This window comes from Pararhizobium sp. LjRoot238 (genome assembly GCF_964252955.1).
Taxonomy (GTDB): Bacteria; Pseudomonadota; Alphaproteobacteria; order Rhizobiales; family Rhizobiaceae; genus Pararhizobium.
On the sequence record NZ_CAXUPP020000001.1, the window covers coordinates 1,024,887 to 1,037,554 of the forward strand.

At 59.4% G+C, this 12,668-nt stretch carries 12 protein-coding genes and 1 tRNA gene; 7 read left to right on the forward strand and 6 right to left on the reverse strand.

The genetic code is table 11. The features are described 5' to 3' along the window. On the reverse strand, positions 1-309 hold the full coding sequence (locus tag ACSQ3F_RS05180) for a hypothetical protein (RefSeq protein ID WP_436099243.1): 309 nt from the start codon (positions 307-309) through the stop codon (positions 1-3). 140 nt (positions 310-449) lie between these two features. On the opposite strand from ACSQ3F_RS05180, the gene ACSQ3F_RS05185 reads away from it, so the two are divergent. Beyond that, the gene (locus ACSQ3F_RS05185) at positions 450-1,076 is read left to right on the forward strand and encodes a ribonuclease D (RefSeq protein WP_436099244.1); all 627 of its coding nucleotides are present in this window, start codon (positions 450-452) and stop codon (positions 1,074-1,076) included. 186 nt (positions 1,077-1,262) lie between these two features. Here ACSQ3F_RS05185 and ACSQ3F_RS05190 read toward each other — a convergent pair whose 3' ends face one another. Together ACSQ3F_RS05190 and ACSQ3F_RS05195 are read right to left on the reverse strand one after the other, a co-directional pair. Further along, positions 1,263-1,595 carry a DUF6665 family protein gene (locus tag ACSQ3F_RS05190; RefSeq protein WP_436099245.1) on the reverse strand — a complete coding sequence of 111 codons (333 nt, stop codon included), beginning with the start codon at positions 1,593-1,595 and terminating at the stop codon, positions 1,263-1,265. Between the two features lie 159 nt (positions 1,596-1,754). Then, positions 1,755-3,137 carry a nicotinate phosphoribosyltransferase gene (locus tag ACSQ3F_RS05195; protein ID WP_436099246.1) on the reverse strand — a complete coding sequence of 461 codons (1,383 nt, stop codon included), beginning with the start codon at positions 3,135-3,137 and terminating at the stop codon, positions 1,755-1,757. A 372-nt stretch (positions 3,138-3,509) separates the two neighbouring features. Between ACSQ3F_RS05195 and ACSQ3F_RS05200 the strand changes: the two genes are divergently transcribed. Together ACSQ3F_RS05200 and ACSQ3F_RS05205 are read left to right on the forward strand one after the other, a co-directional pair. After that, complete coding sequence (locus ACSQ3F_RS05200; protein WP_436099247.1) at positions 3,510-5,366, forward strand: hypothetical protein; 1,857 nt, start codon at positions 3,510-3,512, stop codon at positions 5,364-5,366. A 57-nt stretch (positions 5,367-5,423) separates the two neighbouring features. Then, positions 5,424-6,503: an IS630 family transposase gene (locus ACSQ3F_RS05205; RefSeq protein WP_436098494.1), complete on the forward strand. Its 1,080-nt coding sequence runs from the start codon at positions 5,424-5,426 to the stop codon at positions 6,501-6,503. An 87-nt stretch (positions 6,504-6,590) separates the two neighbouring features. On the opposite strand, the gene rpsA is transcribed toward ACSQ3F_RS05205, so the two are convergent. Continuing rightward, the gene (gene rpsA, locus ACSQ3F_RS05210; protein WP_018323670.1) at positions 6,591-8,294 is read right to left on the reverse strand and encodes a 30S ribosomal protein S1; all 1,704 of its coding nucleotides are present in this window, start codon (positions 8,292-8,294) and stop codon (positions 6,591-6,593) included. 120 nt (positions 8,295-8,414) lie between these two features. Beyond that, the gene (gene cmk, locus ACSQ3F_RS05215) at positions 8,415-9,041 is read right to left on the reverse strand and encodes a (d)CMP kinase (protein WP_436099248.1); all 627 of its coding nucleotides are present in this window, start codon (positions 9,039-9,041) and stop codon (positions 8,415-8,417) included. 262 nt (positions 9,042-9,303) lie between these two features. Between cmk and ACSQ3F_RS05220 the strand changes: the two genes are divergently transcribed. The 4 genes from ACSQ3F_RS05220 (at position 9,304) to socB (ending at position 11,416) form a co-directional block, all read left to right on the forward strand. Continuing rightward, positions 9,304-9,693, forward strand: a complete 390-nt coding sequence (locus tag ACSQ3F_RS05220; protein WP_436099249.1) for a TIGR02300 family protein — start codon at positions 9,304-9,306, stop codon at positions 9,691-9,693. 203 nt (positions 9,694-9,896) lie between these two features. Beyond that, a tRNA-Ala gene (locus ACSQ3F_RS05225) sits at positions 9,897-9,972 on the forward strand. 198 nt (positions 9,973-10,170) lie between these two features. After that, entirely contained in the window at positions 10,171-10,719 is a 549-nt protein-coding gene (gene socA, locus ACSQ3F_RS05230; RefSeq protein ID WP_436099250.1) for a type VI toxin-antitoxin system SocA family antitoxin, read from the forward strand. Then, positions 10,697-11,416, forward strand: a complete 720-nt coding sequence (gene socB, locus ACSQ3F_RS05235) for a type VI toxin-antitoxin system SocB family DNA replication inhibitor toxin (protein WP_436099251.1) — start codon at positions 10,697-10,699, stop codon at positions 11,414-11,416. The genes socA and socB overlap by 23 nt, the downstream gene beginning before the upstream one ends. Before the next feature lie 159 nt (positions 11,417-11,575). Here the strand turns inward: socB and ACSQ3F_RS05240 are convergent, their stop codons facing one another. Continuing rightward, complete coding sequence (locus ACSQ3F_RS05240; RefSeq protein WP_436099252.1) at positions 11,576-12,334, reverse strand: hypothetical protein; 759 nt, start codon at positions 12,332-12,334, stop codon at positions 11,576-11,578. Positions 12,335-12,668 lie beyond the last annotated feature (334 nt).

Consider the following 12,668-nt stretch of genomic DNA (forward strand, 5'->3'; position numbering starts at 1 on the left):
TCAATAATTGAAGCCGCGCAACTGCCGTATGATCGATGGCGGCAGCCGGCCGGACTGGAAGACCGGTCCCGTTCCGCGGCGGCAGAAATTGGTGGTCGCATAGCCTGAATTGAGGCCCGGATCACGCCGCACGCGAACCTGCTTGCACGTAACGGCGTTTTCCCGCTCCACGGCCTCGGGTGACTTGACGCCCGGAAGATCGGTAAAGGCCTGCACCGGCTGCCACAACGGATCGGCGGAAGCGGTCGCACCGAACGATATCGATGAAGCCAGCAAAAGGGTCAGGGCGAAGGTCTGAAGCGCTCTCATAAGCGTCCTACATTTCGGGGCGGCAACCCGGCAAGGGGTGGTCGCACGCAAGGAGACGGTATCGTTTGCAGCGAAGTTGCGCTATAGCCCAACGACTTGAACGAAGCGCGACACCCTGTCCGGCTGATGTGGGGATTTCCATGGCAAATACAATACGGTTTCACAAAGGCGATATCTCCGCGGAAGACGCGGCCCGCTACAAGGGCGCGATCGCCATCGACACCGAGACGCTCGGCCTCATTCCGCGCCGCGACCGGCTCTGCGTCGTCCAGCTTTCGCCGGGCGACGGCACGGCCGACGTGATCCAGATCGCCAAGGGCCAGAAAGAGGCGCCTAACCTCGTCGCCATGCTCGAAGATCCGGCCCGGCAGAAGATCTTCCATTTCGGCCGCTTCGACATCGCCGTGCTGTTCCACACCTTCGGGGTGACGACGACGCCGGTGTTCTGCACCAAGGTCGCCTCGCGGCTGACGCGGACCTATACCGACCGCCACGGACTGAAGGACAACCTGAAGGAACTGCTCGACGTCGATATTTCCAAGCAGCAGCAGTCGTCCGACTGGGCGGCCGAAACGCTGTCGCCGGCGCAGCTGGAATACGCGGCCTCCGACGTGCTGCACCTGCATGCGCTGCGCGACAAGCTGACGGCGCGGCTGATCCGCGACGGCCGGATCGAGCATGCCGACGCCTGCTTCGCCTTCCTGCCGACCCGCGCCAAGCTCGACCTGATCGGCTGGGAAGAGACAGACATTTTCGCCCACAGCTGAGCGAGCGCCTGAAGACCTCGCAATCGCGGTTAAGGCCAGTTTGACGGTTGCGCCCTGTTGTCGGGGGCACAGCCGCGACGATCACGGACCGATGCCGATGATGCTGCCCCCGACCCAACAGGCCTCCGCCACCCTCGTCACCTCGATTATGCTATCGAATTGCTGGCGAAGAAAGACGCCGCCTGATCAGGCCTTGCGGATGATCCCGAGCCGCGCCATGACTTCCTTCGGGATGCCGTAGCGCTGGACGGCATCGCGGTTTGAGCGCAGGCCGCAGATTTCCCGCTGGATGAAGAACGCCCAGACGGCATCCGCGGCGTCGTTCAGCAACTGCTCGCGTCGCTCCGGCGTCGTTGCCGCGTCGTTCAGCACGTTGAGGGCCGCGATCGCCTTTTCCACCTTCAAGCCGTGGCGCCCAAGCGCATCAGCCCGCTCGGACATCAGCTCGTATTCCAGGAGATTGAGGCCGGAATCTCTCGTGAAGGACGGCGACAGGGATTGGGGCGGACGGACCGTCATGCGCGGGCTCCCATACAGCGCCGCGCGTCTGTTCAGGCGCGCAAAGGTCGCTGTAACAGTTTGATCTGCTGGATAATTCCTTAAATCGATTCCAATTTAAGGAATTATGCAGCAGTGATCGGAGCAAAGATGGGACGGGATCGGCGAAGCTGCAAGCGCCTATTTGGCGCGTTCGCGAATTTCCTTAAAACTCCAGTCCCGCAGAAGCTCGCCATTCCTCCAGACCGGTTCCAGATGGTTGCGCCGGTCCTTGAGCTCATCCAGGCGCGCCGCTTCCAGCCCGCCGAGACCGCTGATCACGGCCTGGCGGCCGGCCTTGGAGGCCTTGACGTTCATTGTCGCGGGACGTTTGAAGACATCGTGCCATTTGCCGGTATCGTCCAGCCGCGCATTGGTCTTCATGGCGAAGGAATAGGTGTCGCGGTTGACCTTCTGCAACAGGCCGCCGCCCATGCCGAAAGCGATGTTTTCAGCAGAAAAACCGAAAGCCTCCAACCGGCCGAGGATCTGGCTGATGTCGGCGTTGGAAATGCCGTCGCCCTGGATGACGCGCACGGACTTGTCGAGGACCTTGTAGCCCTTGGCGTTCAGCGTCGAACCGAAATGATAATCCAGCTGCTTGACGACATGGACGGGCGTTTCGATGGGATCGCCGCTGTCGGGGCGGATGACCAGCGTGCCGCCGCACGCCTTGACCCTTTCGCGCAGTTGCTCGCCCCAGATTTCCGATACCGCGTAATTGATATCGTAACTGTCGGAGACAACCGCGAACATGCCGCCGCCGGCAAAGCGGTTGATCATGTTGGAATAGGCTTCCGCCTCGCGCTCGACGCCCCAGGCGGTCATCGTCGAATGTTCGGAAGCCGGGATTGAGAAACCGGCCATCTCGGCGCCGTAATAACGCCGGGCATAGAGCACGCCGGTAACGGTATCGGTCCCCATGAAGTGGACGAGATGGGCGGCCCCGCCGATGCCCGCCTGCTCGAAGGCGCCGACGCCGCGGGCGCCAAAATCGTGCAGGCGGAAGGGCAGGACGGCTTCCGGGTCATCGCAGGTCTTTTCAAGCATCGGCCGGATGATCTGCTTGACCTTGCGGGCATTGCTGGCGACGGAGGACGGGTACCAGACGGCACGCAGCAGCGCGGTCTCGATATAGGACGTCAGCCAGAAGCATTCCGGATCGGTATTGACCACCTGCACCATCGGCACGCCGCGGCGCAACAGGGTGCCCTCCGGCAGAGCCTGGATCTCCAGCGGCAGATACCCGCCGAACTGTTCGACGATGCGGGTCCAGCCAGCGCGATTGAACGGCAGGCCGTGTGCCGTGACGATCGCCTCGGCTTCGCCGATATCGGCGCGCGTCACCGGTTTGCCGAGATATTCCTTCAAAAACATCTGCAGGCCAAAGAACAGGACATCGGCCTGATCCTGATGGCCACGTGTCTCGATATAGGCAGAAATTGCCCTTGTGCCGGGTGGATACTGCAGGAAGTGGCTGAACTTGTAGCTATCGGTGTTGAGGATCAGATTGGCCGGATTCATCGCATTCCCCCCGAAAGCAATTCCAAGTCCGCCGCGCGAGCAACCGCGGGCAGCGGCAAAGATGTACGCGACAGGGCAAAAGGCGGCAAGCGCAAAGGCGGCCGCGCGGTCCGGCTGAATTCTCCTCGCGCTGCGCAGTACGGTTAATATTCCGTCAACCATTCTCGCCTAACATCTATCTATGAAATGCTCGGCCATTCGTGGTTCCGCAGCAGCCGCCGCAGTCTGGTCTGGCCGTGAACGAGCCGTCGGGCATGCGCATGAAGCGCCCTTTTCCTTAGAAATTCGCTTGGTCTCATCCGGCTCGATGGCCGGTGTGCCGCAAATAGACACGATCCTTTTGGCCTCAACCCGAACCTGACGGAGATTGCGATGCTGACCATTCTCACAGTCAAGACATCGGCAGTAACCGCGCAGGCGGCAGCCGTGGTGGAGACCGCTACCCCAAAGGAGCAGCCCCCGGTCGTACCACTCAGAATCTCCGGAAACCAGTCGGAAGCCGTGCTCAAGATCCTGGAGACACTGAACCGCCACCTCATCGGCAGCGAACCGCTGCCGAAGGAAGCACTGATCCGGCTGTTGGACACTCTGGCAAGAACCCTCAAATTTCCGCCGCTGCCGCAGGAAAGCCTGCGTGATTTCACCAAGCGGCTCGCGGTTTTTCTGGACACGCTGCCGCCGGCCGCGCGGCTTGCCCTGGAAAAGCAACTGGGGCAGCGCAATCTGGCCATCTCGATCCGGATTCTCGCGGAAGCGCTGAAGGGGCCGTCGATCATCGACGCGCCACGTCTGCCGGAGAAATTTTTCACGCCAACTGCGGTTGCGCGGCCGGTGGCCAGCCAACCCGATGGAAAACCGGCTGCGGCGCTCGCCGTACCCCAAGGACAAGGGATCGTGCCAGGCCGCGCGACGCCACTGTCGATGGCGCAGCCGCTGCTTGCGGCACCGGCGACGGTCACCGATGCCGGCCCGCTGCAGGCGGCCCTGAGGAAGGCCTTCAGCGACGAAGAAGAGATCGTGGTGCCGGCTGTTGCGGAAGAGAGCGAAAGCGAGCCAGGCACCATGGAGAACAGCCGGGGCGAACAGCCGGTGAAGTCTCAAACACCGCGCGGCAACGACACAGCTGCTGCAGGCGCGCATCCGCAACAGCCAGCCAAGGCGAATTCCGAAACGATCCCTTTGCTGCGGGCTGCTGCTGCCTTTCTCGCCGCAGATTCGCAGGCGCTGTCGCTGGTGGCCGCCATCGCCACGGGTGATATCGATAGCCAGATAAAGACTGATCTGGAGCAGGAGCTGGGACTCGATCAGCAAACGGGGTTGATCGAGACACCGGAGCAGCCGGTCGAACCTTCCGCCGTCGGAGACAAGCAGCTCACGCCGCAGACGTCAGAAGGTACTCTGAAGGATAGTTATGCCGCTGAACCGGATGTTCGGGCGGCAACCGTCCAGTCCGCCGACAAGCCACATCAAAATCGCAGCGAGGTCGAGGGGTTCAAAGGTCACGATCTGGGCGAGTGGGAACTACACGCAGAACTCGAGGAGCGCCCCTTTGTGCCTACCCCTGAGGGTCAAGCCGCGGCATTCGAATCCGAAACATCGGAGCCCGAAAAGACGCTGGTCGAGACGCTGAAAGCGCTGGTCGAAGCCAGCCTGCCGCTGCCCGGAGGATCAGCAGACCCGGCACCGGAGACGCTTTTTGCCGCGCTGGCAGGCGGGACAGCCGATATGGGTGCCGAAGCGTTGTTCGCCCAGCTTCAGACGGCCGACGATGCCGTGATGTCGCCGGATACGGCCCTGCTCACCGGTGGCTTAGCCGAGCAGACGGAATCGCTTGGACTTGAAGCCGACGCCTGGAGTGCGCTGCTCAATGCGCCGGAGGAGAAGGCGGCAAGCCGGCCGGCATTTCCCCATCCCTCCGTCGTCGAGGAAAGCGGGCGCGAAGCCCAGATACCGCGGCAGCCGGAAACCGGCCTAGCAAGAGATGCCATCCCCTTCGCGATGATCCCCTATCTGCCGGCAAAAACCGAGGATGGGCGGGCCAACAAGCCAAAGGACGAGGAGCAGGCGTCCTTTGCCGATGACGAACAGCGGGACGAGCGCGGAGAAAGCGATGACGGGGGGCACGAAAACGAGCATCAGGCCGCAGAACCCGAGGCCGCAGTCGAAGAGGACGAGACGGAGACCGCGGATGCCTATGATCTCTACCAACGCATGGGCGGGCTCGGCTAGTGTTCTGGAATTAACGGATGGATTCCCTGAGGCTGGCAAATATGCGAGTCTGGGTCCATGGACACGGACAAGAGGCTGTTGCTGTCGCCTGGGGATCGGGTGCGGTTGGAAGGTTGGGTGGCGGACCGGAACACGCCGCAGAAGCTGGTTTGGCGGGCGCGGATCGTGCTGATGTGGGCGGACGCGGCGAGTCTGGCGTCGATTGTGCGGACGCTGGGCAAGACCAAGAAGACGGCCTACCGCTGGCGCGATCGTTATCTTGAGCAGGGTGTCGATGGGCTTGGGCGCGACGCGACCCGGCCTGGCCGTAAGAAGCCGTTGAGCGCCGAAGTCATTGCGCGTGTGGTCGAGATGACGCTGCGAGAGAAGCCACCGGCGGCCACGCAATGGAGCGCGCGCACGCTTGCCAAGGCGGTGGGTCTGAGCCACACCAGCGTACAGCGCATCTGGAGCGCGCATGGGCTCAAGCCCCATTTGACCAAGACGTTCAAACTGTCGAACGACAAGCAGTTCGTCGAGAAGGTGACCGACGTCGTCGGTCTCTACCTTGATCCGCCGGACCGGGCGCTAGTGTTCTCGGTCGACGAGAAGAGTCAGATCCAGGCGCTGGACCGCACCCAACCGGGCCTGCCGATGAAGAAGGGGCGGGCGGGAACGATGACCCACGACTATAAGCGGCATGGCACGACGACACTGTTCGCCGCCCTCGATGTCGCCACCGGCAGGGTGATCGGCGAATGCATGAAACGTCATCGTCACCAGGAATGGCTCAAATTCCTTCGGCTCATCGACCGCAGCACGCCCAAGGGCTTCGACCTGCACCTGATCGCCGACAACTATGCCACCCATAAGCATCCGGCGGTCAAAGCCTGGCTGGCCAAACATCCTCGCTTCCACATGCATTTCACCCCCACTTCGGCGTCCTGGCTCAATCAGGTCGAACGCTTCTTCGGCTTGATAACAGGCGATCGAATCCGGTGCGGCGTGTTCAAGAGTGTCGCCGAACTCGAAGGCGCAATTCAAGACTATCTCGATCATCACAACGCCGATCCAAAGCCCTTCGTTTGGACCAAATCCGCTACAGACATTCTTGAAAAGGTCGCTCGGGGGCGACAGGCGTTAGAGTCACAACACTAGCGGAAGCTGCCGGTGCGCGAGATCCGGACACGAAAAAGCCCGCGGAAATCGCTTTCCGCGGGCTTCTTTATTCATAAGGCCTAAGGCTTATTCGCCCGAGCGGTTCTTCAGAGCCGCGCCGAGGATGTCGCCGAGCGAAGCGCCCGAGTCGGACGAACCGAACTGTGCGACGGCTTCCTTCTCTTCAGCGATTTCAAGCGCCTTGATCGACAGCATGACCTTGCGGTCCTTCTTGGAGAAGTTGGTGACGCGGGCGTCGACAACCTGACCAACGGAGAAACGCTCCGGACGCTGTTCGTCGCGGTCACGCGACAGATCGGCACGGCGGATGAACGAGGTGAGGTCTTCGTGGTTGACGAGCTTCACTTCGATGCCGCCGTCGTTGATGGCGATGACTTCGCACGATACGACGGCGTTCTTGCGCAGATCGCCGGAAGCAGCGGCGTCGCCGACCGCATCCTTGCCGAGCTGCTTGATGCCGAGCGAGATGCGCTCCTTTTCGACGTCCACATCGAGAACGACAGCCTTGACGACGTCGCCCTTGTTGTATTCCTCGATGACCTGCTCGCCCGGACGGTTCCAGTCGAGGTCGGACAGGTGCACCATGCCGTCGACGTCGCCGTCGAGACCGATGAACAGGCCGAATTCGGTCTTGTTCTTGACTTCGCCTTCAACTTCGGTGCCAGCCGGATGGCTGTGCGCGAAGGCCTGCCACGGGTTCTCGAGCGTCTGCTTGAGGCCGAGCGAGATGCGGCGCTTGGTCGGGTCGACTTCGAGAACGACAACGTCGACTTCCTGCGTCGTGGACAGGATCTTGCCGGGATGTACGTTCTTCTTGGTCCAGGACATTTCGGAGATGTGGATCAGGCCTTCGATGCCCGGCTCCAGCTCTACGAATGCACCGTAATCGGTGATGTTGGTGACGGTACCGGAGATCTTCTTGCCGACCGGGTACTTGGCACCGATGCCATCCCACGGATCCGACTCGAGCTGCTTCATGCCGAGCGAGATGCGGTGGGTTTCCTGGTTGATGCGGATGATCTGAACCTTGACCTGCTGGCCGATGTTCAGGATTTCCGACGGATGGTTGACGCGGCGCCATGCCATGTCGGTGACGTGCAGCAGGCCGTCGATGCCGCCGAGGTCAACGAACGCACCGTAATCGGTGATGTTCTTGACGACGCCGTCAACAACCTGGCCTTCTTCGAGGTTCTGGACGATTTCCGAACGCTGTTCAGCGCGCGATTCTTCAAGAACCGTGCGGCGCGACACGACGATGTTGCCACGGCGCTTGTCCATCTTGAGGATTTCGAAGGGCTGCGGGTTGTGCATCAGCGGCGTGACGTCGCGGATCGGACGGATGTCGACCTGGGAGCGCGGAAGGAAGGCAACGGCACCATCCAGATCGACGGTGAAACCACCCTTGACCTGGTTGAAGATGACGCCTTCGACGCGTTCGCCGGCTTCGAACTTGACTTCGAGGCGGACCCAGCTTTCTTCGCGGCGAGCCTTCTCGCGCGACAGAACAGCTTCGCCCAGCGCATTTTCGATGCGCTCGACATAGACTTCGACTTCATCGCCGACCTTCAGCGTGCCGTCCTTGGCCTTGGCGCCGAATTCCTTGAGAGCGATGCGGCCTTCGACCTTCAGACCGACGTCGACGATCGCGACGTCCTTCTCGATGGCCGTAACAATACCCTTGGTGACGTAGCCTTCGGCAAGATCCTGCGTGGCAAAGGATTCCTGCAGGAGAGCGGCGAAATCGTCGCGGGTGGGGTTAGCTTGAGACATGAATACTCCTGATGTGCCTTCATGGGGCACAGGCGCCGGGGGTTGGTGTTGAACCTGTCCGAAAACCATCCGCTCCCATTCAGATGAGGAGCAAATCCGGCGCGGGGATGGTGTCTCGGACTATTGCTTCAATGCGGCATCGATGATGCTCTTCGCCGCCAAGAATGCGGCCTCTATACTCATTTCGGACGTATCTAGCAAGTGCGCGTCGTCGGCCGGCCGAAGCGGGCTGTCGGCGCGTCCCATGTCGCGCTCGTCGCGCTTGATGATGTCGGCCAGGATCTCCAGATAATCAGCCGGGATGCCGTTTGCCACGATCTCGTCGAAGCGGCGGCGCGCGCGCACTTCGGGGGATGCCGTCACATAGAGTTTCACCGGCGCATCCGGGCAGACGACAGTGCCGATATCGCGGCCATCGAGCACCGTTCCCGGCTCGCGCTTCGAAAAGGCACGCTGCGCCTCGACCAGTGCCTGGCGGACGAGCGGCATCACGGCGATCTTCGAGGCGGCCTCGCCGATCGAATGGACCGAGAGAATGGCGCGATCAAGCCCGGCAAGCTCGACCTCGCGCGCCATCTCCTCCGCCAGCAGCTCGTTATCGAGCGGCAGGCCCGCATCGAGCAAGGCCTTGGCGGTCGCTCGATAGGTCAGCCCGGTATCGAGATGGTGAAAGCCATATTCCTCGGCAATCCGGCGCGAAAGGGTCCCCTTGCCCGCAGCCGCGGGACCGTCGATGGCGATGATCATGAAGTGTCCTTGCGAAGCTGATGTCGTGTTCGCGGCTAGTTAGCGGAAAACGGAGGGGATTGCCAACAGGAGCCGGGCGGGGCCTTGCATCCTGAGAAGTCAGTCATGGGAGAGGCTCACGCCGAAAGCATGGGAACATCCTGAAAGTTAGGCTTTGACAGATCAGGCCAAGACGATTATGGGGACCGGCTAATTCATTTCACGTTCAACGCCGGTATTCCGGCAAATGCCGGTAACCCCGGCCATTCAAGAGGCTTTGACTGTGGCAAAAGCGGAACTTGGAACAAAACGCATCGATCCGGAAACGGGCCGTAAGTTCTACGACCTGAACAAGGACCCGATCGTTTCTCCCTACACCGGCAAGTCCTACCCGTTGTCCTTCTTCGAAGAGACCTCCGTCGCCAAGGTGCTGGAAAAGGCTGCCGAGGAGGACGAGATCCAGGAAGTCGACGCCGAAAGCACGGAAGTCGAGCTGGTTTCGCTCGAGGATGCCGACGGCGAGGCAACCGGCGGTGACGATCTTCCGGATCTGGGCGACGACGATGTCGAGATCGAAGGTGACGACGACGACACCTTCCTCGAGGAAGATGACGAAGACGAAGACGGCCTTTCCGATCTGATCGGCGTTTCGGACGACGACGACGAGGTCTAAACCTCTCATAATTCACGCAAATGGCGTCCGCGCGGGGTTTTCAACCGGCCACGCGGACGCAAGTTCCGGGCTCATCCGATAAAATCTTGCCCGCTTGTGTTTTTCGGCTTGCCATCTGCAAAAAGCAGAAGTATGAAGCCGCCACCCGACCGGACGAACAGTTCGGACGGACTTCCCGGAACCGGCATCGCCGGACCCAAAATGGGGCTATAGCTCAGCTGGGAGAGCGCTTGCATGGCATGCAAGAGGTCAGCGGTTCGATCCCGCTTAGCTCCACCATCTTCCATGACGCAGCAATTAGTGTATTGATTTCAAACGGTTGTGCGGAGTGAGTAGTCAGGCGGGTACCCAAGAACGTACCCATGCCGAGTACCCACAGGGACGCTAGCTGATCTGAATAGCTTCCTTGCCAAATCACCTCTGTCTCGGGCAATGTGGTGTGCAAGCAAATCAGCCTGGGATTTTGAGCGAAATGCGATGAACGGCGAGTACGATCCGAGAGCGATTGCCAACCTCATGCTCGATGAGGCGGACAGGGTGGGCATAGAGCTTACGAACCTTGCGCTGCAAAAGCTCCTCTATTTTGCACACGGCTTGCACCTGATTCAAACCAAATCGCCGCTCGTCTCCGGTTACTTCGAGGCTTGGCAATACGGGCCTGTGCATCCCTCAGTGTACAGGGCGTTTAAGGAGGCTGGCTCGACCGCCATCAAGTTTAGAGCAAAGAGGCAAGACCCGCTGACAGGACAGCAGCGCGATATCCAACTGCCCAGCGACCCTACTTTGCTGGCATTGATGCAGCGCGTGTTGAACTCTTACGGCCGAATGTCGCCGGGGCGACTGGTGGACCTTTCTCACGCCAAAGACTCTCCATGGGCGTACGTGGTAGACAAAGCAAGAACAGACGTTGCTTTTGGTCTGCGTATACCAGATATTGTGATCTTGGACCGATTCCGTCACCATAAGGTGTCTATCGGTCTTGAGCCCAGATCAGGAGAACCCAGTGACGATACCCCTTTTACCTGACACTGACCTCGCACGTATTGCTCCTCTTTCAGACGACGCGAAGCGTTCGCAGTTGACCCAGATGAGAGGAGGGTTTTCGACGTTTTCTTACAAGCCAGCGCGTTCCTGCTTTGGCGAGGTCTTCAACGTCCAACTCGGGATGTTCGGGCCGGTTGAGCCGACTCCATGGGAGAAGATTAGGGAGCGGCTTATCCGGACATGCAAAGCGGGCGATGAGCAGAAGAACAACTTGCAAATCGCAAAAGCTCTCCACCAGTACGCCACATCGTGCAAGATCATGGGCCGACAGCACGAATTCTTCCCCATGGCCATGGGTGCAGGCCGCAAGGTTGCCTTTTGGCTACCTATGGTGCTGGCCATTGAGGAGCTGCCTTACGCAATCTTCATCGACCCCAGGAGAACGAAGGGTCTGACATCCGTGGGAAGACGGTTTGTTTTTTCCATGATGCACGAACGAATCCGGGCCGCCGATGAGGACTTTGCCAAGGTTAATCTTGGAGTCATACGGTTCGATGACAACGGGGATGACGGGCGAACGGTTCGGCTTTACAGTGACAAGGATGTTGAGCTCTATTCTCTCGATGAGCTTGAAGCCATGGTGTCAGCGACATACAGGATTTGGCACGAGGTCTGCGAAGAGAGACAGGCTACGGCTAGGCGTAAAGGCACCGGCACTGGCGGACTGTTTGATCGCTAGGGTGGACCACTTGCCCGACTAAAATTAGGGGTCACACATCTCAGAGGTGATCTCGTAGGAATGGCGGCGAGGTTTCCCCCTGACCCCATGGTTAACGCCACGCCAAAAAACATTCGGCCCCTCTGCACAAATACTTGCCGGTTCGATGGCACAACATCCCTATACCTTTGGCTCTTGGGCAGCTTTCGGCGGCTTCCCTTCGCTATCGCCAAAACCAAAAGAAAACGGCACCGATGGAATGATCCACGTGAAGATTGCCAGCACGTGAGCCAGCAACACCCAGAAGAAAAAAACGGTGTGAATGAAATCAAAGCCTGAGTGTTGAATGATTTGTCGCACAGCCACGATTATGAGGCCAACATGAAGCAACGGTGCGACCAAGAAGAAGAAATTGTTGGCAATCGCATGCGCGTACATTAGAACTTTGAACATTCCGTTCGGTTGATGCCAATCAATCCCCCAGATGTTTAGCTTAGTTCGGAACATTTTGAGCGTTGGCTCAGATGCGGTTTCGGCAAAGTTTATCAAATCTGGGTCAAGCTCGTATTTTTTAGCCAGCCGGTTGTTGAACACAAAGTAGAGTTGAGAATAGCAAAGCCAAGTTGCGAACGAAAACGTGAAAATATAGACAGAAGCCGACGCAAGACCGACAAGGACCTCGATCAGCGCTGGTATGTCTAGCATGTTAATACTAGTGCCGGGAATTGCGATGTTCCGTCCCGAGACAGCTACCGCCAATAGCGCGTCTATGATCACGAGGCCCTTGAGTGTAGCATCTCGGCGCTGGTGCGCTTCGTTCAGTCGCAGAAGATATTTCGATGCCAATTCAGACTCTAGTTTTTCATCTTTCGCAAGATTTAGCTCCGAATTGAAAGCTTCCATAAGTCGGGTTAAGGGCGTCATTTTGATTGTGCGCACTACGGTCCCTCCGTTGACGCCGCCATATCGCCAGAGTCGCGATCTTTCGTCTAGTGAAGCAGTCCCCGTTGAAATTCAAATACCTGCCAATTTCAAACCACTTCGAATTGGGTACACCTCAAGCGAATCACCTTGGGCCTGCTAAAAGCCCACTTCGATAAAGACCATTGACAATCTGGCCGGCGTTTCAAGGTCGCTTATCGCAAAAGCGACTATCGTGACCGAAACACGCTTCTTGTCGGATGGGCGCGGGAATGCCCCGCGAGTGTCCGCGGGTTTTCGAACTGAAATTTCGATTAAGAAAGTAGACTGTTATTTTATTGCCGATTTCGGT